Here is a 21,288-nt window from a genome sequence, read left to right as displayed (position 1 = left end):
AGGCCAACCGCGAATCGCAATCGACGCGATGGGCGGGGATGAAGGCGTGCGCGTGATGATGGCGGGGGCCGCACTGGCCCGCCGCCGGCATGACGGTTTGCGATTCACCCTGTTCGGCGACGAGGTGCGGATCAAGGCGGCGCTCGACCAGCACCCGAATCTGCGGGCGGCGTCGGACGTGGTCCATGCCGATACGGTCGTCGATGGCTCGGACAAGCCGAGTGTCGCGATTCGCAAGAAGAGCAGCTCCATGGCGATGGCCATCGCCGCCGTGAAGGCGGGGGAGGCCGGCGCTGCCGTCTCCGCCGGCAATACCGGCGCGCTGATGGCGATGGCGAAAGTCGCCCTGCGCACGATGCCAGGTGTCGATCGTCCTGCACTCGCGGCCCTGTTGCCGACGCTGGGCGACAATGATGTCGTCATGCTGGACCTGGGCGCCAATACCGAGTGCGACGCCCGCAACCTCGTCCAGTTCGCGGTCATGGGCGCGGCCTATTCGCGGATCGCCTTCGATCTTGAACGGCCGCGCGTGCGCCTGCTCAACATCGGCACCGAAGATTTGAAGGGCACGGACGAGATCCGCGACGCTGCTGCCGTGTTGCGCAGTGCGACCAGCCTGCCGCTTCAGTTCGACGGCTTCACCGAAGGCGACAAGATCGCGCGCGGCGACGCCGACGTCATCGTGTGCGATGGCTTTTCCGGCAATGTCGCATTGAAGACGGCGGAGGGCACGGCCCGCTTCGTCACCGATGTGTTGCGCAAGGCGTTCACCAGCTCGATTCGCTCGAAGATCGGCTTCCTGATCTCGAAGCCGGCGATGCACCTGCTCAAACATCATCTCGATCCCAATAATCATAATGGCGCGGTCTTCCTCGGCCTTAACGGCGTTGTGGTGAAAAGCCATGGCAGCGCGAACGACAAGGGCGTGGCCAATGCCGTGCATGTCGCCGCCCGATTGCTGGAGGAAGATATCACCCGTCGCATCGCCGCCGACATGGCCGGCATCCAGTCGCTGTCGGCCGCCGCGTCCAAGCTGGAGCAGCCCGTCAAGTGATCCGCCGGTCCATTTTGCTCGGCACGGGCTCGGCCCTGCCGGTTCGCACCGTCAGCAACGCCGAACTGGCCGAAACCGTCGATACCAGCGACGAATGGATCGTCGAGCGGACGGGCATCCGCAACCGCCATATCGCGGGCGATGGTGAAACCACCGCATCGCTGGCGGCCGACGCCGCTGCCAAGGCGATCGAGGCGGCCGGCATCACCGCGCAGGATATCGACCTCATCATCCTGGCGACGGCAACCCCGGACCAGACCTTCCCCGCCGCCGCGACCAAGGTGCAGGCGGCATTGGGCATCGACGATTGCGTCGCCTTCGACGTCGCGGCCGTTTGCTCCGGCTTCCTCTATGCCGTGACCGTGGCGGACAGCATGATCCGTTCGGGCGCCGCGACACGCGCGCTGGTGATCGGATCGGAGACCTTCAGCCGCATCCTCGACTGGGAAGACCGCACCACCTGCGTCCTGTTCGGGGACGGCGCGGGCGCGGTCGTGCTGGGCGCCGAGGAAAGCGCGGACAGCGATCCCAAGACCGCGCGCGGCATCCTGGCGGCCAAGCTGCATGCCGATGGCCGCCACAACCAGCTTCTGTATGTCGACGGCGGTCCGTCCACGACCCAGACCGTTGGCAAGTTGCGCATGAAGGGGCAGGAAGTGTTCCGCCATGCGGTGGTCAACCTTGCCTCCGTGCTCAAGGAAACGATGGAACTGGCGGGCCTGACCCCCGACGATATCGACTGGCTGGTCCCGCATCAGGCCAATGCCCGCATCCTGGACGCGACTGCGCGCAAGCTGAAACTGTCGCCCGATCGCGTGGTGGTAACGGTCGATCGTCACGCCAACACCTCTGCTGCCTCGGTACCGCTCGCGCTCGACTGCGCAGTGCGCGACGGTCGGATCAAGGGCGGCGACCTCATCGTGCTGGAAGCGATGGGTGGCGGTTTCACCTGGGGCGCATGCGTCCTTCGGGTGTAAACCATAGCTACCGCTTGCCAAAGCGCCGCGAATCAATCACATTTCCTGCTGACCGTCCGGGGGGGATGGTCATTGGGCTTGAACGAGGGGATGGTCGATGACCGGCAACGGAACGCTGACGCGCGCGGATCTGGCAGAAAGCGTGAATCGCCATGTGGGCCTGTCGCGGGCCGAGGCGGCGGCGCTGGTCGAATCCATTCTCGAACATATGTCCTGCGCGCTGGAGCGCGGAGAAAATGTGAAGATTTCCAGCTTCGGCACTTTCGTCCTGCGTGACAAGACGGAAAGGATGGGGCGTAATCCCAAGACCGGCGTCGAAGTGCCGATCGAACCGCGCCGTGTGCTGACCTTTCGCGCCAGCCAGACTATGCGCGACAGGGTCGCCTCCGCCTGAAGGAATAGCGCCACGCGCAGCAGAATTCTGGTGAGGCCGGCGCATAATCTGGTCGTTTGCCCGCACTAATCGGCAATTGATCGCCTTTCCGATATAGGCATCGCCACCATGGTTGACCTTGGCGCGATTATGGGTGCAACATCCCTGTCATGAAAAAGGCGGAGGGTGCATTTCTGACCATCAGCGAGCTGGCCGACCAGCTTGCGCTTCCCCAACATATCCTGCGCTACTGGGAAACGCGCTTCCCCCAGCTGCGCCCGTTGCAACGGTCGGGCAATCGCCGCTATTATCGACCCGCCGACGTCGCACTGGCACGCCGTATCCATCAATTGCTCAATGTCGAAGGCTTCACCGTCAAGGGCGCGCAAAAGGCGCTGGTGGACGGCAATGGCGCTACGCGGGGCGAAGAACTGGCCGCACAAGCTCCGGTCACGATCGCACCTGCACCGCTGGAGCAGGCGGACCTGCTCGCCCGCCTGCTGGCGATCCGAATGGACCTGGCCAAGGCGATCGGCGATTAGAGCATTTTGAAGCCATCTGGAACAGATGGCGGCTCGCAAAATGCGGAAAACGAACGACTCTTGGAACGGTCTATTTCGCCGGCGCGCGATAGGGGATGAAGTCGCCTAAAGCACAGGCGCCCGACATCATGCCGGTCATCCGGTCGGCCGTTGTGGTGAAATCGCCCCGGCACAGTTGCGATCCGAAGCTGCGCACGATCATGATGTCGCCAGCGGACAAGCCGCTGCAACTGCCGATCAGTTCATTCTTGTACACCAGCTTGCGGCTGACCCTATAGAGCAGCACATTGTTGCTGATGACGGTCAGGTTGCTTTGCGGTTCGCGATTGATGCAGCTGACCTTCTCGCCAGCCACCTTGCCGGCCAATGCCTTGTCCAGCGCGGACGCCTGCTTCTGGGTGAGCGGCGTGGGTTCATAGCTGCCGGCGCAGCCCGCCAGCAGCGTCGCCACCGCCACCATCCCCGCGCGTCCGATCCTCGCCATCATCGCGACTCTCTCCATCATCATGTCCCAAGGACGCCACCATAGCGCAAAATCCGTCAGGCTGCGTCCTTCGCCGCTCGTCGTTCCGCCAGCTGCGCCACACTGTCTGCACGCATGAAGATGTTGGTCGCCCGTTCCAGCCCGATGCTCGTCGGCACCGTGGCCTCTCCCCGCGCCCGCGCGGCTTCCACCGCCGCGACCCGCTGCGTAAGCGCCGCATTGCCGGGCTCTACCCCCAGCGCGAACCGCCCGTTGGAAAGCGTATATTCATGCGCGCAATAGACGGTCGTGTCGTCGGGCAGGGCGGCGAAGCGCGCCATGTTGGCGAACATCTGTGCCGGCGTCCCCTCGAACAGCCGGCCGCATCCCATGGCGAACATCGTGTCGCCGACGAACAGGATATGATCGTCGGCCAGATGATAGGCGACATGGCCCGCCGTATGGGCCGGCACCGCCATGACGGTAGCTATATGCTCGCCGATGCGGACCGTCTCGCCTTCTTCGACCGTCCGGTCCAGCGTGCCGATCTTTTCCGCTTCTGCGGCAGGCCCGGTTATGACGCAGCCCGTCGCCGCCTTGATCGCCGCATTGCCGCCGACATGGTCGCCGTGCCAATGGGTGTTCCAGATCTGGCCGATGGTCCAGCCGCGCGCGGCCGCCGTCTCCAGCACCGGCTCCGCCACGGCGGGGTCGATCGCCACCGTGTCGCCGCTGACGTCGTCATGCAGCAACCAGACATAATTGTCGGTCAGGACGGGTATGCGAACGACCTCCAGCATGGCGCTTACCAGGCCCCGATATTGGGCATGGAAACCCACGGCTCTGCCGGCTCCAGCCGCCCGTCCTGCAACAATTCGATCGAAATATTATCCGGCGTGCGCACGAATGCCATATGCCCGTCGCGCGGCGGCCGGTTGATCGTGACGCCCGCGTCCATCAACGTCTGGCATGTCTCGTAAATATTCTCGACCTGATAGGCGATATGGCCGAAATTGCGCCCGCCATCATAAGTTTCGCCCGCGCCGCCATCGACTGGCGGCCAGTTGTATGTGAGTTCGACCTGCGCATCCTCATCCCCCGGCGCGGCGAGATAGACCAACGTAAAGCGCCCCTGCTCGCTGTCGAAGCGCTTGACCTCCTTCAGGCCCAGCAGGTCGAAAAAGGCGATCGTCTTGTCCACGTCGGTCACGCGGATCATGCTATGCAGAAATTTGGGCAAGATAGTCTCCGTTTGTCGCTATAAAGCAACGGTTCATCTCGGTGATTATAGATAGAGCCCCAAGATAAGGTCGCGCATCACCGGACGGAAGAGGAAAGCGGACAATGGCACTGGAAATGCGGGACAGGATTTTGCTGGGCAGCGCAGGGCTGCTGGCTTTTGGTTTGATAGCGGGTGGTTATCTGCTGGGCGATGGCCTCACCCGGGCCAAGGCGGCGGACCGGTCGGTCACGGTGCGCGGCCTTGCCGAAAAGGATGTGACGGCGGATCTCGCCACCTGGTCAATCAGCTATTCGGCCACCGGTTTCGACTTGCCGACGGTACGCGCCGAAATCGACAATAATACCAGGGAATTGCAGGCCTATTTCAACGGCTTGGGTTTCAAGCCGGGCGATCTTACCCCGACCGGGGCCGGCGTGAATCAATATCTCAACAATGGCGTGAACACGATCACCATCACGCAACGCATGTTGCTGCGCACCACGGACATCGCCCGCGCGCAAAAGGCGGTGGCGCAACAATTCGACCTCGTCCGTCGCGGCGTGACGCTTCAGGAAGGGTCGGGGATGAAATATAGCTTCACCAAGCTGAATGACGTGAAGCCGGACATGGTCGCTGCCGCCACCAGAGACGCGCGCGCCGCCGCCGAACAATTCGCCAAGGATTCAGGCGCCGGGGTGGGTGGCATCAAGAGTGCGACCCAGGGCTATTTCTCGATCGACGCCCGCAACGGGGAGGGTGGTGACGGATCGAGCGACACGCCCTACAAAAAGGTGCGCGTCGTCACGACCATCGACTTCTACCTCAAATAGGGTTCGCCGCCATCACCCGATCCCGTTCGCTTCGAGCGAAGTCGAGAAGCGTCTGGCGCTGTGCTCCTCGACATGCTCGAACCGAACGGAGGTGAGGAATTCGCCAGCCTCAGCAACGGCCCCGGCGGCGTTCGCGGCGCGAACAATCGCTCTTGTCGCCGATGACCGCGCCGGCAGCCCCGCCGATCACCGCGCCCTCGGTGGTGCCAAGGCCCGTCGCGCTACCCACGATCGCGCCACCCGCACCGCCGATCAGCCCGCCGCGCGTCGCCCCGCGCGAACAGGCCGTGGTCGCGCTCGCTGCAACCACCAGCAGGCCGATGCCCACCATCTTCTTCCAATGACTGTCCATTTCGCTGTCTCTTTCATCTAATCCCGCTACGGACAGGCGAACGAGTCAGGCGCGAAGCCAGTTCCGTGACAAAGTCTTGCTGCCGATCTTAACCGGCTGGTTTTTCGGCAGGAAGGCGCGACAGATTGTCTGCCGCCGCCTTGCCCGCTGCCGCCGTCGGGGCCAATTTCACCGCGCGGCCCCACGCGGCGCGCGCCACATCCTCATGATCGGTCAGCACGGCGATGTTGCCCTCCTCCAGCGCGACGGAGGCGTCGTCAGGCGACAGTTGCACAGCCCGCGCGATATGCGCCTGAGCCAGGCGCAGGTCGCCCGTGCGCCGCGCCAGCGTCGCCGACAGCAGCCAGGCCAGCGGATCCTTGGGGGCTTGCGTCAACGCGATGTCCAGCGAATCGCGCGCGGCGTTCGCATCGTCCAGCGCCACCAGCGCCCGCGCCCGGTCCAGATGCACCTCGCCCTTCTCCAGCCCGTCGGGCAGGCCGCGCGCCAGTGCCGCATCGAAATCGCCCCGCGCCTTGGGCAGGTCGCCGCTGGCCATCGCGGCGTTGCCGGCCTGCGCCCACAGCCGCGCCGCCTCGACCATCTCGCCGCTCCGCTCGGCTTCCTCCGCCGCCTGTTCGAAGGCGACAATGGCCGGGGTCCAGCGCTCTGCCCGCGCATAGGCAAATCCCATGCAATGGCGCGCATAGAAGCTGCCACCTTCGATCCGCCATTTTTCGGCGAAGGCGACACCGGCATCGGGCGATTCGATCGCCTGATCCAGGCACGCCTGAAAGGGCGCAGCGAATTTCGCGGGGACAGGCACCTTGCCATCCTCCCGAACCGGGGCGGCGGCGGCCGGTGTTGCAGCCGCAGCGGCGGCTGCGCGCTGTTCCTGCTTTTGCTTGCGGCTCCGATTCATCACCGCCTCGATTTCGGGATCATAGGCCTGAAGCAGGATCGGAAGAAGAAAGAAGGGCATCAGAGGCTGTCCAGGAGAGTGGCGACGGTCAGGATCAGCAGGGCGATGTCGCCGTCGCGCGAGAGGCGGTGGTCGCCGTCCTTAATCAACAACGTCTGCACATCGGATGAACGCATCCGCTCCGCCGTCCTGATGGCGATGGCCCAGGGCACATCCTCGTCCTGCTGCCCGTGCAGCAGCCGCACCGGACAATCGATGCCGATCCCTCCATCCAGCAGCCGCAGCGCCTGACCCGATTCCCAGAAACCCAGCGTCGTCACATAGGGCTGGTCCCCATAAGGCGTCGGTTCCTCGATCCGCCCCTCGGTGTGCAGCAGCGCCTTGTCCGCGTCGGTAAAGCCCCATTGGGTAAAGTCGGGCGCGGCCGCGATCCCGACCAGCCCCTCGACCCGGTCCGGCCGCGCCAGCGCCACCAGCAGCGCCAGCCAGCCGCCCATGGATGACCCGATCAGCAAGACCGGCCCTTCGACGAGATTGTCGAGCAGCAGCAGCACATCGTCACGCCAACCGGCCAGCGTGCCGTCCGCAAACCGTCCGTCGCTGGCGCCGCAGCCGGCATAGTCCAGCCGTAGCATCGCGCGGCCCTCGCTGGCCGCCCACGCATCCAGCGCGATCGCCTTGCTCCCCTCCATGTCGGACATATAGCCGGGCAGGAAGACCATGGTCGGTCCGGTCCCGGCCCGATGCCGATAGGCCAGGCGCAACCCGTCGGGCCGGGCGAACAGCGCAGGCGCAGGGGCGGGGGCATCGGTCACGATCGGCATCCTTATACATGGCGGCAATATCCTGCCTTACCCTTCCCAAGACGCCGAGAACAGCGCAAGACCTGCTCGCTGCGGCATTGAGAGGGGAGCGAATGAAGTTTTTTCGTCGCTGATTAAAATAATGCGGACAATGCGTTGACAGCTTTGGGGGCACCCGTTAGAGGCGCCCTCCTACCCCGTGCCCAGATGGCGGAATTGGTAGACGCACCAGCTTCAGGTGCTGGCGATCGCAAGGTCGTGGAGGTTCGAGTCCTCTTCTGGGCACCACGTTTTTGGCGGGACCAAGAACACAAAAAAGCGGCTGGCGACAGCCGCTTTTTTTGTCGTCCGCAGCCGGTCGCGGAACATCCGGGTTGGCGCAGGACTGCGCGGGCACCAGGGCGCTGTGGAATCCCCGCTTCTACACGCTGCTCCGTTAGGAGAAGATATCGGCCAGATCCTGCGACTGTGGACCATCTTTCCAGTTGCGCAGCGAAATATAGAGGCTGGCCTGCGTCGTGCTCCAGATTGCGATGACGAGGGTGTTGGTCAGCGCCGACAGCGCTTGATGGGCGAACGAAAGGACGACGCCGCTACCGCGCGTCGATACGCCGCTCGTCAAGATGAAGAGGCCCAGCAGCGCCAGCAATGCCCATATGATGGCCAGCAGCAATATCTGAAGTCCGAAAATCCGCCAGCGCGCGCCTTTCGTGAGGAAACGGCTGCGTGAAAAGGCCGCGAAGATGCCTTTCCTTTCGATCACCAGTGCCGGCACCGCGGCCGACCATATCACATACAGCATCACGCCGGGCACCAGCAGCAGCGTGAAACCGGCCATGATGCCCAGCATGAGCAGGATCGTAAGGCCAAGCATCGGTAGCACGGCGGACAAGCCGATGCGCAGATTCCGGCGCCATGTCGACTGGTCACCATCGGCATAGGCCGATGTCGCTTGGACCAAAGCGCCCTGCACCAGCAAGGGCAGCATCAGATAAACGGCCATCGATCCGATCGATACGAAAAGCATGGTCGCCATATCGTCTGACGCAAAGGGGCCTTGGGCTACGCCGACAAGATAGCTGAAGAGCGCCTGCGGCACCGCCCCGAACAGGAAGGCGATCCCGAACGTCGCGACAGGATTGTCGCCCAGCGTGCCGAATGCCCGGCCCAACACCGCCCCGACCGAAAAGGATCGCCCTTCATCTGCCATCCCCCGCGACGCCATGTCGTGCCCCTATCGATACACCCGTCGCCATGCTGTGCCATATGTCGGACTTTGTCATCCTTTGAATGACTTGCACCGCCGTCATCAGTCGCTAGGGTCGCAGGCCGATGGGGGTGGCAGCAGTGGCCGGACCAGATTCTCTACCCGACGACACACTGGCTGCGGCGCATCGCGCGCTGCGGTCGGGTGGCGATATCCAGTTCGACATGATGCCCGCGCCCGGCCGCCAGCCGCCGCCCGCCTGGCTCAAGGCATTGGGCGAATGGCTGGAAGCGGTGCTGGCACCCGTCGGCCGCTTCCTGCGCTGGATCGGCAGTCTCATGCCCGACGCGCCCTATGCCCGCATTGTCCTGTGGGCCATCATCGCCGCGCTGGCGCTGCTCATCTTATGGATCGTGGTGGACCGCGTCCGCCATGGCGAGTGGCGCCTGCCACAATGGCGCCGTCGCCGCACTGCCATGCCGGTCGATGCCGGGGAGGAGGACTGGACGCCCGATGCTGCCCCGGCCCGTGCCTGGCTGGAGGAGGCCGACGCGCTGGCCGGGCAGGGCCGCTATGCCGAAGCGGTGCATCACCTCTTGCTCCGCAGTGTCGAGGATATGGCCCGCCGCCGGCCGCACATCGTCCGCCCTGCGCTCACCAGCCGCGACCTTGCCCGCGCGGACGGCATCCCGTCCGCCCCGCGCCGCCTCTTCACCGAAATCGCGCAGGCGGTCGAATGCAGCCTGTTCGGCGGTCGCCCGATCGACATGCTGGAATGGGATCGGTGCCGCCTTGCCTATGCCGATTTCGCCCGGACGCGGAACTGGGCGGCGTGAACGATATCGCCACCCCCCGCCAGACCACCGATGCCGGCCTGTTTCGGGGCCGCACCGTCGCGCTGCTGCTGGCGATCGGCATCGCCGGTTTCGTCGGCATGCTGGTGCTGGGCGCCTATGCCCCGGACCTGCGGTCGGGCCGCAATGGCGGTGCCCATGCCCTGTCCAACGCCGTCACCGGCTATGCCGCGCTCGTGAAACTGGCCGAAGCGACCGGCCGCAACCCTCGCATCGTGCGCAACGCCCATGATTTCGAGACCGAGGATCTGCTGATCGTCACGCCCGAAACCGGCGCGACCGACATCAGCCAGGCGCTCATCCAGCGCGCCACCCGGCCGACCCTGTTCGTCCTGCCCAAATGGCGCACCGTGCCCGATGAAGACCATCCCGGCTGGGCGCGCTATCAGGGACTGCTTCCATTGTCGGAGCCGGTCGGCGTTCTTGCCCCCGGCGTCCGCTTCACCATGCGGCACGCCAAGAGCGGCGGCGGCGTGCTGACGTCTCATGGCGTCCCCGGCCGCTTCTGGACCCCGCGCCCGGTACAGGTCATCACCGGCATCGATCCGGACAACGACCAGCAGCAGGACCGATGGCGCGACCTCCATCCGCTGCTGACCGACGGGCGCGGCGGCATCCTGCTCACGCAGGTGGGGGAAGGGCCGCTCTATGTGCTGGCCGATCCCGACCTGCTCGACAATCGGGGTATGAAGGATGTGGGTCAGGCCCGGTCCGCGCTGGCGCTGCTCGACTGGCTGAACAGCACGGATGCGGACGGCATCGCCTTCGACGTGTCGATGAACGGCCTCGGCCATTCGCGCAGCCCGCTGAAATTGCTGTTCGAACCGCCTTTCCTGGCGATGACGCTGGCGATCGCCGCGACTCTTTTGCTCGCCGGCTTTCATGCCTTCGGCCGCTTCGGGCCGCCGCGCGCCCGGACTCGCGCCGTCGCCTTCGGCAAGACCGCGCTGGTCGACAACAGCGCCTTGTTGATCCGCAAGGCCGGCCGCGAATCGCGCCTCGGCGGCCGCTATGCCGCCGTCATCCGCGAACGCGCGGCCCGTGCCTTCGGTGCGCCCGCACGGCTGCGCGATCAGGCGCTCGACCAATATCTCGACAGTTTGAAGGGCGCGCAGCGCTTCACCGACCTCGCGCAGGCGGCGGATGCGGCGCGCGACCGGCATGGCCTGCGCGATGCCGCACAGGCGCTCCATGATTGGCAGAAGGACAAGAGCTGATGAATGTGACCGACGTACAGGCGCTTGGTCAGGCGATCCGGCAAGAGGTGGCCCGCGCGGTCGTAGGGCAGGAGGCGAGCATCGACCTGATGCTCGTCGCGCTCTTTTCCGGTGGCCATATCCTGCTGGAAGGGCCGCCGGGCACCGCCAAGACGCTGATCGCGCACAGCTTCGCCCGCGCCCTCGGCCTTGATTTCGGCCGCATCCAGTTCACGCCGGACCTGATGCCCGGCGACATCATCGGCGCCAACCTGTTCAATTTTCAGACCAGCCAGTTCACCCTGACGCGCGGCCCCATCTTCACCGAATTGCTGCTGGCCGACGAAATCAACCGCACCCCGCCCAAGACGCAGGCCGCCCTGCTGGAGGCGATGCAGGAACGCACCGTCACCATCGACGGCGAAAGTCTGGCCCTGAGCGATCGGTTCATGGTCGTCGCGACCCAGAATCCGATCGAGCAGCAGGGCGTCTATCCTCTGCCCGAAGCGCAGCTCGACCGCTTCCTCTTCAAGCAGAGCGTCGATTATCCCAGCGCAACGGAGGAACGGCGGATCGTCGCCACCCATGGCGCGCGCACCCATGCGATGACGCCGGAAACATGGGGCGTCACTCCCGTGGCCGACGCCGCCCGCATTGCGCAAGCCATCGGCGTCGTGAACCAGGTCCGACTGGTCGATGCAGTGATCGACTATATCCTCGCCCTCATTCGCGGCACGCGCGACGTCGCCGATCTGGAAAGCGGCGCATCGCCCCGCGCCGGCGCGATGCTCGCCGGCGCCGCGCGCGCCCGCGCCGCGCTCGACGGCCGCGACTTCGTCATCCCCGACGACGTAAAGGCCCTCGCGCCAGCCTTGCTGCGCCACCGCCTGATCCTCTCGCCCGCCGCCGAAATCGACGGTCGCCGGATCGAGGATGTCGTGACCGGCATCATCGACACGATAGAGGCGCCGCGCTGAGCGCCGCCCGATGATCTACCCCACCCGCACCGCGATCTTCTGCGCGGCGGCCGGCGTGCCCGTCACGTTGCTGGTCGCGCTGATGCTGCCGGGCCGCTGGTATGCTGCGCTGGCATGGCCGGTCGCGGTGCTGCTGGCCTGTTTGGCCGATGCGCTGCGCGGGGCGTGGCCGGCACAGGCGCGATTGCAACTGGCGCTCCCCCAAACCGTCAGCGTCGGCGCGAGCGTGCAGGGCAAGGCGACGATCACCATCCCCGGCACGCCGCGCGCGCAATTGCTGCTCGATATCGGCCCCCTGCTGGCACAGGATGAGGATGGCCTCTGGATCGACCTGACGGACGGGCAGGCCGCCGCCGCGATTCCTCTGCATACCACCCGCCGTGGCACCGCGCGGGTCACACGCGGCTGGCTCCGCTGGAAGGGGCCGCTCGGCCTCGTCTGGAAACAGCGCATCCTGCCGCTCGGCGCGACCATGGCGATCCTGCCCGACATCCGCCCGGTGCATGATCGCGGCGCGCAGATTTTTCAGCGCCACGCGCTTGCCGGCCTGATGGCGCAGGTCGATCGCGGCGACGGCGCCGATTTCGATGCGCTGGTCGAGTTCCGATCCGGCATGGACCGGCGCGCGATCGACTGGAAACAGTCCGCCCGACATAGCAAGCTACACGCCAAGGAGTTTCGCTCCGAACGCAACAACCAGATCGTCTTCGCGATCGACGCCGGCCGGCAGATGAGCGAACCGGTCGCCGGCCTCCCGCGGCTCGATCGGGTCGTGTCCGCCATGCTGCTCACCGCTTGGGTCGCGCTCAAGCTGGGCGACCGGGTCGCGCTTCATGCCTTTGATTCGCGCCCGCGCATCGCCAGCGGCCTCGTTTCGGGCGCGGCCGCCTTCGGCGATCTTCAGCGGCTTGCCGCGCAGATCGACTATAGCGGCGATGAAAGCAATTATACCCATGCCCTCACCACGCTTGCGACCCGGCTGACTCGCCGCTCCATGATCGTGCTGTTCACCGAATTTACCGACCTCACCGCCGCCGAATTTCTGGTCCGCGCGGCCAGCCGGCTGGTGGAGACGCATCTGCTGCTGGTCGTGGTGCTGCGCGACGAGGAACTGGAATCCATCCTGGATCGCCGCCCCGCCAATGCCGACGACGTCACCCGCGCCGTCACCGCTGCGGCGCTGCTCCGGGACCGGCTGACCGTGCTGACCCGGCTGCGTCATCTGGGCGCCCATGTGATCGAGGCGGAGCATGACCGCGTCGCCGACCGGCTGGTCCAGGGCTATATCGACCTCAAACGGAGGAACCTGCTGTGAGTGCGCTCGTCGAAGGCCGCACGGCGGCCCCGCTCGTCAATGCCAGTCGCTTCCGCGCCGCCCACGAAGCGGAATGGGACCGGCTCGACCAGCTTGTCACCCGCATGGAAAAACGCTCCGTTCGCGCCCTGTCGGAGGATGACATCCTCGCGCTGCCACTGCTGTATCGCTCGGCGCTCTCCTCCCTGTCGGTGGCATGCGAAACCTCGCTCGACCGGGCGCTCATCACCTATCTGGAACAGCTCTGCACCCGCGCCTATTTTCAGCTTTACGGCGTACCTGATACCGCCATGCGCCAGCTCGGCCGCTTCTTGCGTACCGACTGGCCGCTGGCCGTGCAGGGCCTTTGGCGCGAAACGCTGACATGCCTCGCCCTCACGCTGGCGGGCGTCATCGCCGGCTGGTGGCTCGTGGCGACCGACGCCAGCTGGTATTACAGCATCATCCCCGACGCGATGGCCGGGGGACGCGATCCTGCTGCCAGCGCGCAGACGCTACGCGCCACCATCTATGGCACGCAGGAGGGCGGGGGCCTTGCCACCTTCGCCGCCTATCTCTTCACCCATAACAGCCAGGTGGCGATCTTCGCTTTCGCCCTGGGGTTTGCCTTCACCGTCCCCACCGTGCTGCTGCTGCTCTATAATGGCCTCACCTTGGGTGCGATGCTGTGCCTCTTCGCCAGCAAGGGGCTGGGCCTCAACTTTCTCGGCTGGCTCACCATCCATGGTTCGACCGAAATGTTCGCCATCATCCTGGCCGGCGCGGCGGGCATGAAGATCGGCACCGCCGTCGCCTTCCCCGGCCGCTACGAACGCACGGAGGCCGCCGTCATCGCCGGGCGCAGCGCCGCCATCGCCATGGCCGGCGTGGTGCTGATGCTGCTGGTCGCCGGCTTGCTCGAAGGGATCGGGCGCCAGACGATCCAGCAGGATGCGATGCGCTACGGCATCGGCCTTGCCGCGCTCGCCGGCTGGCTCGCTTATTATTACCTACCCCGCCGGCAGGAGGATCGCGATGGGTTGGCGGCGTAAGCGCGAGAGGAAGGCACCGGCCTCGCTGCGGCGCAGCTTCGTCACGCCCGAAGGGGTCGATCTGCGCCTGGAACTGGCGAGCGTGGGGACGCGCGCGTCGGCCTTCCTCCTCGACATCCTCATCCTGTTCATCAGCCTGATCCTCACCACCGTCGCGATCGGCCTGCTCGGCATCGCCAAGGCGCGCGCCGAAATCTTCATGATCCTCTGGCTGATCGGCGCCTTCATGCTGCGCAACGGCTGGTTCATCCTGTTCGAAATGGGCGGGCGCGGCGCTACGCCGGGCAAGCGGCTGCTCGGCCTGCGGGTCGTCGCGCGCGACGGGGGGCGGCTGACCGGCGGCGCGGTCATCGCCCGCAACGCCTTGCGCGAAATAGAGATTTTCCTGCCGCTCTCGTTCCTCGGCATGCAGGCGGCGGATGGCGCGGCCGACGGCTTCCTCACCCTGTTCGCTTTATGCTGGACCGGCATCTTCCTCTTCTTCCCGCTGTTCAACCAGGACCGGCTGCGGGTGGGGGATTTGCTGGCGGGCACCTGGGTCGTGAATACCGTCCGCGCCAAGCTGGGCGAGGATCTGGTCGCCACCCGCGCGCAGCAACCGCGCCGCGTCTTTACCGACGCCGCGCTCGACCTCTATGGAATCTACGAATTGCAGACGCTGGAAAATGTCCTGCGCAATGGACAGGACGATGCCATCGTCACCGTCGCCGCGACCATCCGGCGCAAGGCGGGCCTGCCCGACGATGGCGACGACCATGGCTTCCTCTCCGACTATTATGCGGCTTTGTGCGCCCGGTTGGAGCGCGGGATGCTGGTCGGTCGCCGCCGCGAAGACAAGCATGCCAGCGTCGCCCGGCGCTGAACCCAGCCCCGTTTCGCCCGACCGAACGGATGCTTGATTATCCCGGCAGGGCGATCATCGAAATCTGCCGCCCATAATCGCTTTCCTGGGCGTGGCAGGACCGGCGATAGCTGTAGAAGCGGTCGGGCTGGCTATAGGTATCCTCGTCCAGCATCGCGATCCGCCCGATCCCCGCGCCTGCCAGCCGCGCCGCGACATAGGCGGCGATGTCGAACTGGCAATGGCCCGGCCGCCCGCCCGGCGTGAAGAATCGTTCGTTGGCGCCGTCCGCCCCGGTAAAGCGGGCGGCAAAATCATCCCCCACCTCATAGGATAGACGGCCGATGCACGGCCCGATCGCGCAGGCGATTCGCGCGGGGTCGGCGCCCAGCGCGACCATCGCGTCGATCGTCCGGTCGGTGACGCCGCCGATCGCGCCCTTCCACCCCGCATGGGCCGCGCCCACAATGCCGGCGCCGGCATCTGCAAACAGAACCGGTACGCAATCGGCGGTCAATATGCCCAGCACCAGCCCCGGCCGGTCCGTGACCATGGCATCTGCGGCCGGGCGATCCCCCTCGGCGATCCCGCACGTCACCGTCACCACGTCGGGCGAATGTACCTGATGCACCGTCACCAAAGTCGCGTTGGGCAACAGCGCGTCGCGGGCCAGATCGCGGTTGCGCAGCACCGCATCGCGCTCGTCCGCCGATCCCAGGCCGACATTCAGCCCGGCATGGATGCCGCTCGACACGCCGCCGCGCCGTCCGGCAAAGCCATGGGGCACGCTTTCCAGCCCCGGCGCGCGCAACAGTTCGATCATCCTCTACTCCCTGGGTCAGGTCCATGTCAGTCCGCGCCGCTACTGCATCGGAATGTCGCGCGAACGCAACATACTTGCGCGTGGCGGATTAGGCGATAGTCTCGCGTCATAGCCAATGGAGCGGGTGCAAGGCCGCCCGGCAAAACAACGAAGACAAAAGGGCATCATTCATGATTTTCGGGCGCGTAAAGCCTCTCGACGCCATATTGGCGACGGCCGAGAAGAAATCGCTACATCGGTCGCTGGGCGCGTTCCAGCTGACCATGCTGGGCATCGGCGCCGTCATCGGTACCGGCATTTTCGTATTGACGGCGGAGGCCGCGCAAAAGGCCGGCCCCGGCATGATGCTCTCCTTCGTCATCGCGGGTTTCGTCTGCGCGGTAGCGGCGCTTTGTTACGCCGAAATGGCGGCGATGGTACCCGTGTCCGGTTCCGCCTACACCTATAGCTATGCCGTGATGGGCGAACTCATCGCCTGGATGGTCGGCTGGGCGCTGATCCTGGAATATGCGGTCGCCGCGGGCGCCGTGTCGGTGGGCTGGTCCGGCTATGTGGTCGGCCTCATCGAACATACATTCCACCTCGATATCCCCGACCTGCTGACCCGCGGGCCGTTCGATGGCGGCATGGTGAACCTGCCCGCGATGCTGATCGCCAGCCTCGTCACCTGGCTGCTGGTCATCGGCACGAAGGAAAGCGCCAGCGTCAATGCCGTGCTGGTGCTCATCAAGGTATCGGCGCTCACCCTGTTCATCGTGCTGGCCCTGCCGGTCATCAACATGGACAAATTCACCCCCTTCGCGCCGCTCGGTTTTTCGGGCATCTCGGCTGCCGCCGCGTCGATCTTCTTCGCCTATGTCGGCTTCGACGCCGTCTCGACCGCCGCTGAAGAAACCAAAAATCCTCAGCGCAACATGCCGATCGGCCTGATTGGTTCGCTCGGCATCTGCACCATCTTCTACATGCTGGTCGCCGCGGGCGTCATCGGCACCGTCGGTGCGCAGCCGGTCGCTGGCCCGGCCGGCGAAGTGCTGGCCCCCGGATCGACCGCCCTGTCGCAACAATGCGCCGCGCTCGCCGCCGCCGGTACCGAAGCCGTCACCTGTTCGAAGGAAGCGCTGGCCTGGACCCTGCGTGAAATCGGCTGGCCGCAGATCGGCAACCTGCTCGGCCTTGCCGCTGGCCTTGCGCTGCCCTCGGTCATCCTGATGATGATGTTCGGCCAGACCCGCATCTTCTTTGTCATGAGCCGCGACGGCCTGCTTCCGGCCGTCTTCTCGAAGGTCCATCCGACCTACAAGACGCCGCATGTCATCACCATCCTGACCGGCATCTTCGTGGCATTGTTCGCCGCCTTCTTCCCGGTCGGTATCCTGGCGGACATCTCCAACTCCGGCACGCTCTTCGCCTTTGCCGCCGTTTCGATCGCGGTGATGCAGCTGCGCAAGACCGATCCCAACCGCCCCCGCCCGTTCCGTACCCCCGCGATCATGGTGACCGCGCCGATTGCCATCGCCGGCTGCGTCTATCTCTTCTGGAGCCTGGGCGTTGAAACCAAGCTGATGTTCGTCGGCTGGGCGGCCGTCGGTCTGATCGTCTATTTCGCCTATAGCCGCAGCCGCAGCCATGTCGGACGCGGCGTGGTGGATGTGGCGGAAGCGGACAGCGACATTCCGCCGCAGCCAGTGCCGCCGCTTCCCGGCACGCACACGCCGGGCGGCAAGGACGCCTGATCCGGTAAGCTTTTCCGCACACAAAAAAGGGGCGGGAAACCGCCCCTTTTTCTATGTCCGGACAGGATTGAGATCATCTCCCCGCCCATTCGGGCGCAGCCTGTCAAAGCCCCTTGGACAAGGCGCCACCGATCAGTGGAAATCCACTTCCGCCTCCCGCATCGCGCCATGATGCGGCCGGGTGAACAGCTTGCCCCGCTCTGCCCACAGGACGATCAGAAACGATCCGATCCCGAACACGAGCAATCCGATGGTGAAGGGCAGGGTGGTGCCGTCGAAGGCGCGACCCACGATGCTGCCCAGCGCGCTGGACAGCGCCGTCGTAAGGAACGCCTGGAAGGACGAGGCAACGCCCGCACCCTTGTGGAAAGGCTCCATCGAAATGGCGCTGAAATTGGATGCGGTGAAGGCCACGGTCATCATCGTCATCGCCTGCAACGCCATGAAGGTCGCCAGCGTCTCCGCGCCGGCCAGAATGACCGTCAGATGCACCGCTGCGATCAAGATGAAGGCGATCAGCGCGCTCTGGCTCATGCGCCGTGCGCCGAAGCGCGACACCAGCCGGCTGTTGATCAGGCTGCCGACGCCCATGCAGCCGGCGATCATGGCAAAGCCCAGCGGGAATATCTTCTGCGCGTCGAACACGTCGAAGAAAATCTGCTGGACCGACAGGATGAAGCCGATCAGGCCGCCCATCACCACGCCGCTGGCCAGCATATAACCGATCGAACTGCGCGTGCGGATGACCAGGGCGACCGTCTGGAACAGGGCGGCCGGGGTGATCCGCATGCGATTTTCCGGCTTCAGTGTTTCGGGCAGCCGCACGACCATCCATATCAGGATCAGGCTGGCCAATATGACCAGCGCCCAGAAGATCCAGCGCCATGGCGCGACCAGCAGGACCGCCGATCCGAAACTGGGCGCCATCACCGGGATCAGCATGAAGACCGCGAAGATCAGCGACATCACCCGTGCCATCGCATCGCCCTGGAACCGGTCGCGCACGATGCCCACGGTGATGACCCGGCTTGCCCCCGCGAAGAAGCCGGCGCAGCCCCGCCCCGCCAGCATCATGACAAAGCTTTGCGCACTGGCGCAGGCGACGGACGAAACGATGAACAAAGCCATGGCGCTGCCCAATACCAGCTTGCGGCCGAACCGGTCGGACAGCACGCCGAACAGCAGCGATCCGAAACCCAACCCCAGAAAATAGACGCTGATGATCAGCTGCCGATCATTGGGATGCGGGATTGCCAGGTCACGGCCGATGTCGGGCAGGGCCGGCAGCATCGGGTCGATCGACATGGCGTTCATCGCCATCAGGCAGGCGCACAGCAGCACGAACTCGCGAAACTGGATGTCCTTGGTGGCGGGGGCTGGCGAAACGGGGGGGGAGGGACTCATGGGGCGGCTATGCGGGCAACGGGCCGCCGATTCCAGTCCCAATGCGCCAACCTGCCATCGGAAGTGCGCAGCGCGATCCACTTTGCGCCTTAGCGGAAAGTCTAATGCCCGGCCTTCATGGCAAAAATCCCGTTAACCATTTTTTATCGCTTCCCGGTCAAACCTGCTGCTCGTGGAAAAGGGGTCGCAATCCATTGAGCTAGTTTGAACGACGGGGGCAACATCATGGCTAACAGTATCAAGAGCGCAGAATTTCTAATGCAGGCCCGCCAGTCGCGGGCGACCTATGGTTCGGCGGACGAGTGTTTCGACCTGGGCGTCGCCTATAGCTGCGGCACTGGCGACCTGCCGATTGACCTGATCGAAGCGCATAAATGGTTCAACCTGGCAGCGCTGCGTGGCAGCGAGCAAGGCCAGTCGATGCGTGCCGAAATCGCCGAAGAAATGACGGCACGTCAGATCGCCGAAGCCCAGCGGCAGGCCCGCGCCATCATCGCTGCCGGCCAGCTGCGCGCCGCCTGATCAGCCGCCTTTCCTGAACGGCGTCCGTTCGGCCAGCCACAGCCGGTCGCGCTGCACGCCTTCCCGTTCGGCCACCAGAAAATCGGCAACCGCCCGGCGGAACCCTGCATTGGGCAGGAAATGCGCGGAAAAGGTCGGCTCGGGCGCATAACCGCGGGCCAGCTTGTGACCGCCCTGCGCGCCCGCCTCCACCTTGCCGAGGCCGCGTGCGATCGCCGCGTCGATCGCCTGATAATAGCAAAGCTCGAAATGCAGGTTGGGCACATCCTGCGAACAACCCCAATAACGGCCATAGAGCGTGTCGCCGCCGATCAGGTTGAGCGCGCCCGCGATCGGTTGTCCATCGCGCAGCGCCAGGATCAGCAAAACCCTGTCCGCCATCGCCTCCCCCAAAATGGAGAAGAAAGCGCGGGTCAGATAGGGCTGCCCCCATTTGCGCGCGCCGGTATCCTGATAGAAATCCCAGAAAATATCCCAATGGGCCTCGGTCAGGTCATCGCCGGTCAGGTGGACGATCTCCAGCCCCTCGACCGCGCGGGCACGCTCCTTGCGGATATTCTTGCGCTTCTCGCTCGACAGGTCGGCCAGGAAATCGGCGAAGCTGCCATAGCCCCGGTTGGTCCAATGATATTGGCTGTCCTCCCGGATCAGCCAGCCCGCCGCCTCGAACAGCGGCACCTCGTCCGGCGCGATGAAGGTCGCGTGGGCGGACGACAATGCGTTGCGCTCCACCAGCATCTCGATCCCGGCGATCAATGCCGGCGCCATGGCCTTGTCGCGCAGCAGCAGCCGGGGACCGGGCACGGGGGAAAAGGGCGCGGCGATCTGGATCTTGGGATAATATTGCCCGCCCGCGTGTTCCCACGCTTCGGCCCAGCCATGGTCGAACACATATTCGCCCTGGCTGTGGCTCTTGCCATAGGCCGGCGCGGCGGCCGCAATCTGTCCGTCCGGCCCGTCGATCACGATCGGCAAGGGTTGCCAGCCGCTCCCTTCGCCTACGCTGCCGGATCGCTCCAACGCGACAAGAAAATCCCAACTTATGAATGGGTTGCCTTGTCCGGCACAGGCATCCCATTGCGCCTTGTCGAAATCCGCGACCCCTGACGCGATGCGCGCCACCACGTCAGTCACGGGGCCGCTCGAAGATGATCTGGTCGGCATGGGCGGCGGCGGTCGCGCGTTCGCCCTCGCTGCGCACGGTCCATGTCAGCACGGGCGTTCCCCCGGCTTGGGCATGGCGGGACAGGCGGGATGGCAGATCGCGAATATCACAGGCCAGAAAGTCGGGTTTCGACAGCCAAAGTGCAAGGGTGCGTTCCATCGGCCCGCGCAGCCGGCCCTTATTTTGCTGCGTCAGAACAAGGCCAATAACCTGTCCAACTCGCTGTCGCGAAAACCAGCGTGTCGCCCATGGGTTGAAGGACATGACTGCCACCGGCGCATCGGGCCAGGCTGCCAGATCGCGCGCCACCGCCGCGCAAATGGTCTCGACCCGTCGCCCTTCCGCCTTGATCTCCACCAGCAACGGCGTGTGCCCGGCGCATCGCGCCAGTAGCGCCGACAGGCGCGGGATCGTGCCGCCGTCGGGCAGGAGGATCTGGTCCAAAGTGGCGGCGTCCATCGCCGCGACCGCCGCGTCGCGACCGGTCATCCGCATCAGCGCGGCGTCGTGAAAGACGAAGGCGGTGCCGTCCCGGCTCGCCCGGACATCGCATTCGATGCCGAAACCTCCGGCGATGGCGGCGTCGAACGCCGCCATTCCGTTTTCGCTCGGCATGTGCCCGTCCTTTGGCCCATGCAATCCGCGATGGGCGAAGGGCCGGGCGCTCAGCCAGTCAGGCGTCCGCTTTGACGGTGGCAAATGG

24 protein-coding genes and 1 tRNA gene are annotated in these 21,288 nt (G+C 65.4%); 14 read left to right on the top strand and 11 right to left on the bottom strand.

What is annotated here, in order from left to right; all coding sequences use genetic code 11:
- Nucleotides 1-28 precede the first annotated feature (28 nt).
- The 4 genes from plsX (at nucleotide 29) to AC07UX_RS15030 (ending at nucleotide 2,946) form a co-directional block, all read left to right on the top strand.
- A complete protein-coding gene (plsX, locus tag AC07UX_RS15045; protein ID WP_056690763.1) occupies nucleotides 29-1,054 on the top strand; it encodes a phosphate acyltransferase PlsX in 1,026 nt (341 codons plus the stop codon).
- Nucleotides 1,051-2,031, top strand: a complete 981-nt coding sequence (locus AC07UX_RS15040) for a beta-ketoacyl-ACP synthase III (protein WP_495192802.1) — start codon at nucleotides 1,051-1,053, stop codon at nucleotides 2,029-2,031. Before plsX ends, AC07UX_RS15040 begins: the two co-directional genes overlap by 4 nt.
- Nucleotides 2,032-2,128: 97 nt before the next feature.
- The gene (gene ihfA, locus AC07UX_RS15035) at nucleotides 2,129-2,425 is read left to right on the top strand and encodes an integration host factor subunit alpha (protein ID WP_495192801.1); all 297 of its coding nucleotides are present in this window, start codon (nucleotides 2,129-2,131) and stop codon (nucleotides 2,423-2,425) included.
- Nucleotides 2,426-2,574: 149 nt separating this feature from the next.
- Complete coding sequence (locus tag AC07UX_RS15030; RefSeq protein ID WP_495192800.1) at nucleotides 2,575-2,946, top strand: MerR family transcriptional regulator; 372 nt, start codon at nucleotides 2,575-2,577, stop codon at nucleotides 2,944-2,946.
- Nucleotides 2,947-3,016: 70 nt separating this feature from the next.
- On the opposite strand, the gene AC07UX_RS15025 is transcribed toward AC07UX_RS15030, so the two are convergent.
- From AC07UX_RS15025 to AC07UX_RS15015, 3 genes are read right to left on the bottom strand one after another with little or no spacing between them, the layout of a single operon-like run.
- The gene (locus AC07UX_RS15025) at nucleotides 3,017-3,430 is read right to left on the bottom strand and encodes a hypothetical protein (protein WP_495192866.1); all 414 of its coding nucleotides are present in this window, start codon (nucleotides 3,428-3,430) and stop codon (nucleotides 3,017-3,019) included.
- Nucleotides 3,431-3,486: 56 nt separating this feature from the next.
- A complete protein-coding gene (gene gloB, locus AC07UX_RS15020) occupies nucleotides 3,487-4,209 on the bottom strand; it encodes a hydroxyacylglutathione hydrolase (protein ID WP_495192865.1) in 723 nt (240 codons plus the stop codon).
- A 5-nt stretch (nucleotides 4,210-4,214) separates the two neighbouring features.
- The gene (locus tag AC07UX_RS15015) at nucleotides 4,215-4,649 is read right to left on the bottom strand and encodes a VOC family protein (RefSeq protein ID WP_495192799.1); all 435 of its coding nucleotides are present in this window, start codon (nucleotides 4,647-4,649) and stop codon (nucleotides 4,215-4,217) included.
- A gap of 104 nt (nucleotides 4,650-4,753) precedes the next feature.
- Between AC07UX_RS15015 and AC07UX_RS15010 the strand changes: the two genes are divergently transcribed.
- Nucleotides 4,754-5,461, top strand: coding sequence for an SIMPL domain-containing protein (locus tag AC07UX_RS15010; RefSeq protein WP_495192798.1), 708 nt, complete (start codon nucleotides 4,754-4,756; stop codon nucleotides 5,459-5,461).
- 109 nt (nucleotides 5,462-5,570) lie between these two features.
- On the opposite strand, the gene AC07UX_RS15005 is transcribed toward AC07UX_RS15010, so the two are convergent.
- The 3 genes from AC07UX_RS15005 to AC07UX_RS14995 all read right to left on the bottom strand — a co-directional run bounded on the left by AC07UX_RS15005 (nucleotide 5,571) and on the right by AC07UX_RS14995 (nucleotide 7,529).
- On the bottom strand, nucleotides 5,571-5,813 hold the full coding sequence (locus tag AC07UX_RS15005; protein ID WP_495192797.1) for a YMGG-like glycine zipper-containing protein: 243 nt from the start codon (nucleotides 5,811-5,813) through the stop codon (nucleotides 5,571-5,573).
- A gap of 88 nt (nucleotides 5,814-5,901) precedes the next feature.
- Nucleotides 5,902-6,774, bottom strand: a complete 873-nt coding sequence (locus AC07UX_RS15000; RefSeq protein WP_495192796.1) for a tetratricopeptide repeat protein — start codon at nucleotides 6,772-6,774, stop codon at nucleotides 5,902-5,904.
- Complete coding sequence (locus tag AC07UX_RS14995; protein ID WP_495192795.1) at nucleotides 6,774-7,529, bottom strand: alpha/beta fold hydrolase; 756 nt, start codon at nucleotides 7,527-7,529, stop codon at nucleotides 6,774-6,776. Before AC07UX_RS14995 ends, AC07UX_RS15000 begins: the two co-directional genes overlap by 1 nt.
- Nucleotides 7,530-7,718: 189 nt before the next feature.
- On the opposite strand from AC07UX_RS14995, the gene AC07UX_RS14990 reads away from it, so the two are divergent.
- Nucleotides 7,719-7,805, top strand: a tRNA-Leu gene (locus AC07UX_RS14990).
- Nucleotides 7,806-7,953: 148 nt separating this feature from the next.
- On the opposite strand, the gene AC07UX_RS14985 is transcribed toward AC07UX_RS14990, so the two are convergent.
- Nucleotides 7,954-8,742, bottom strand: coding sequence for a DUF7847 domain-containing protein (locus tag AC07UX_RS14985; protein WP_495192794.1), 789 nt, complete (start codon nucleotides 8,740-8,742; stop codon nucleotides 7,954-7,956).
- A 122-nt stretch (nucleotides 8,743-8,864) separates the two neighbouring features.
- Here AC07UX_RS14985 and AC07UX_RS14980 point away from each other — a divergent pair, with 122 nt between their 5' ends.
- Genes AC07UX_RS14980 through AC07UX_RS14955 form a run of 6 tightly spaced genes read left to right on the top strand, consistent with a single transcriptional unit; the run spans nucleotide 8,865 to nucleotide 14,959 of the window.
- The gene (locus AC07UX_RS14980) at nucleotides 8,865-9,560 is read left to right on the top strand and encodes a DUF4129 domain-containing protein (RefSeq protein WP_495192793.1); all 696 of its coding nucleotides are present in this window, start codon (nucleotides 8,865-8,867) and stop codon (nucleotides 9,558-9,560) included.
- Nucleotides 9,557-10,795: a hypothetical protein gene (locus tag AC07UX_RS14975; protein ID WP_495192792.1), complete on the top strand. Its 1,239-nt coding sequence runs from the start codon at nucleotides 9,557-9,559 to the stop codon at nucleotides 10,793-10,795. Before AC07UX_RS14980 ends, AC07UX_RS14975 begins: the two co-directional genes overlap by 4 nt.
- Nucleotides 10,795-11,751, top strand: a complete 957-nt coding sequence (locus AC07UX_RS14970) for an AAA family ATPase (protein WP_495192791.1) — start codon at nucleotides 10,795-10,797, stop codon at nucleotides 11,749-11,751. Before AC07UX_RS14975 ends, AC07UX_RS14970 begins: the two co-directional genes overlap by 1 nt.
- Nucleotides 11,752-11,761: 10 nt before the next feature.
- Complete coding sequence (locus AC07UX_RS14965) at nucleotides 11,762-13,066, top strand: DUF58 domain-containing protein (RefSeq protein ID WP_495192790.1); 1,305 nt, start codon at nucleotides 11,762-11,764, stop codon at nucleotides 13,064-13,066.
- Nucleotides 13,063-14,097, top strand: coding sequence for a stage II sporulation protein M (locus tag AC07UX_RS14960; RefSeq protein WP_495192789.1), 1,035 nt, complete (start codon nucleotides 13,063-13,065; stop codon nucleotides 14,095-14,097). Before AC07UX_RS14965 ends, AC07UX_RS14960 begins: the two co-directional genes overlap by 4 nt.
- Nucleotides 14,081-14,959 carry an RDD family protein gene (locus AC07UX_RS14955; RefSeq protein WP_495192788.1) on the top strand — a complete coding sequence of 293 codons (879 nt, stop codon included), beginning with the start codon at nucleotides 14,081-14,083 and terminating at the stop codon, nucleotides 14,957-14,959. Before AC07UX_RS14960 ends, AC07UX_RS14955 begins: the two co-directional genes overlap by 17 nt.
- Nucleotides 14,960-14,996: 37 nt before the next feature.
- Here the strand turns inward: AC07UX_RS14955 and pgeF are convergent, their stop codons facing one another.
- Nucleotides 14,997-15,761, bottom strand: coding sequence for a peptidoglycan editing factor PgeF (pgeF, locus tag AC07UX_RS14950; protein ID WP_495192787.1), 765 nt, complete (start codon nucleotides 15,759-15,761; stop codon nucleotides 14,997-14,999).
- A gap of 170 nt (nucleotides 15,762-15,931) precedes the next feature.
- Between pgeF and AC07UX_RS14945 the strand changes: the two genes are divergently transcribed.
- Entirely contained in the window at nucleotides 15,932-17,494 is a 1,563-nt protein-coding gene (locus AC07UX_RS14945) for an amino acid permease (RefSeq protein WP_495192786.1), read from the top strand.
- Nucleotides 17,495-17,626: 132 nt separating this feature from the next.
- On the opposite strand, the gene AC07UX_RS14940 is transcribed toward AC07UX_RS14945, so the two are convergent.
- Nucleotides 17,627-18,898 carry a multidrug effflux MFS transporter gene (locus AC07UX_RS14940; RefSeq protein WP_495192785.1) on the bottom strand — a complete coding sequence of 424 codons (1,272 nt, stop codon included), beginning with the start codon at nucleotides 18,896-18,898 and terminating at the stop codon, nucleotides 17,627-17,629.
- 225 nt (nucleotides 18,899-19,123) lie between these two features.
- Here AC07UX_RS14940 and AC07UX_RS14935 point away from each other — a divergent pair, with 225 nt between their 5' ends.
- Nucleotides 19,124-19,420 carry a hypothetical protein gene (locus AC07UX_RS14935; protein WP_495192784.1) on the top strand — a complete coding sequence of 99 codons (297 nt, stop codon included), beginning with the start codon at nucleotides 19,124-19,126 and terminating at the stop codon, nucleotides 19,418-19,420.
- Here AC07UX_RS14935 and AC07UX_RS14930 read toward each other — a convergent pair whose 3' ends face one another.
- Nucleotides 19,421-20,554 carry a GNAT family N-acetyltransferase gene (locus AC07UX_RS14930; protein ID WP_495192783.1) on the bottom strand — a complete coding sequence of 378 codons (1,134 nt, stop codon included), beginning with the start codon at nucleotides 20,552-20,554 and terminating at the stop codon, nucleotides 19,421-19,423.
- Nucleotides 20,547-21,284 carry a glycerophosphodiester phosphodiesterase family protein gene (locus AC07UX_RS14925; protein WP_495192782.1) on the bottom strand — a complete coding sequence of 246 codons (738 nt, stop codon included), beginning with the start codon at nucleotides 21,282-21,284 and terminating at the stop codon, nucleotides 20,547-20,549. Before AC07UX_RS14925 ends, AC07UX_RS14930 begins: the two co-directional genes overlap by 8 nt.
- Between the last annotated feature and the right edge of the window lie 4 nt (nucleotides 21,285-21,288).

The organism is Sphingobium sp. GW821-FHT02B05 (genome assembly GCF_059421905.1).
This window is presented reverse-complemented; position numbering and strand designations above follow the sequence as displayed.

Excerpts from the sequence above, each read along its gene's own strand:
- plsX (WP_056690763.1), top strand. The coding sequence starts at position 29 with ATGGGCGGGGATGAAGGCGTGCGCGTGATGATGGCGGGGGCCGCACTG.
- ihfA (WP_495192801.1), top strand. The coding sequence starts at position 2,129 with ATGACCGGCAACGGAACGCTGACGCGCGCGGATCTGGCAGAAAGCGTG.
- AC07UX_RS15030 (WP_495192800.1), top strand. The coding sequence starts at position 2,575 with ATGAAAAAGGCGGAGGGTGCATTTCTGACCATCAGCGAGCTGGCCGAC.
- AC07UX_RS15025 (WP_495192866.1), bottom strand. The coding sequence starts at position 3,430 with ATGGCGAGGATCGGACGCGCGGGGATGGTGGCGGTGGCGACGCTGCTG.
- gloB (WP_495192865.1), bottom strand. The coding sequence starts at position 4,209 with ATGCTGGAGGTCGTTCGCATACCCGTCCTGACCGACAATTATGTCTGG.
- AC07UX_RS15010 (WP_495192798.1), top strand. The coding sequence starts at position 4,754 with ATGGCACTGGAAATGCGGGACAGGATTTTGCTGGGCAGCGCAGGGCTG.
- AC07UX_RS15005 (WP_495192797.1), bottom strand. The coding sequence starts at position 5,813 with ATGGACAGTCATTGGAAGAAGATGGTGGGCATCGGCCTGCTGGTGGTT.
- AC07UX_RS15000 (WP_495192796.1), bottom strand. The coding sequence starts at position 6,774 with ATGCCCTTCTTTCTTCTTCCGATCCTGCTTCAGGCCTATGATCCCGAA.
- AC07UX_RS14985 (WP_495192794.1), bottom strand. The coding sequence starts at position 8,742 with ATGGCGTCGCGGGGGATGGCAGATGAAGGGCGATCCTTTTCGGTCGGG.
- AC07UX_RS14970 (WP_495192791.1), top strand. The coding sequence starts at position 10,795 with ATGAATGTGACCGACGTACAGGCGCTTGGTCAGGCGATCCGGCAAGAG.
- AC07UX_RS14965 (WP_495192790.1), top strand. The coding sequence starts at position 11,762 with ATGATCTACCCCACCCGCACCGCGATCTTCTGCGCGGCGGCCGGCGTG.
- AC07UX_RS14955 (WP_495192788.1), top strand. The coding sequence starts at position 14,081 with ATGGGTTGGCGGCGTAAGCGCGAGAGGAAGGCACCGGCCTCGCTGCGG.
- pgeF (WP_495192787.1), bottom strand. The coding sequence starts at position 15,761 with ATGATCGAACTGTTGCGCGCGCCGGGGCTGGAAAGCGTGCCCCATGGC.
- AC07UX_RS14945 (WP_495192786.1), top strand. The coding sequence starts at position 15,932 with ATGATTTTCGGGCGCGTAAAGCCTCTCGACGCCATATTGGCGACGGCC.
- AC07UX_RS14940 (WP_495192785.1), bottom strand. The coding sequence starts at position 18,898 with ATGAGTCCCTCCCCCCCCGTTTCGCCAGCCCCCGCCACCAAGGACATC.
- AC07UX_RS14935 (WP_495192784.1), top strand. The coding sequence starts at position 19,124 with ATGGCTAACAGTATCAAGAGCGCAGAATTTCTAATGCAGGCCCGCCAG.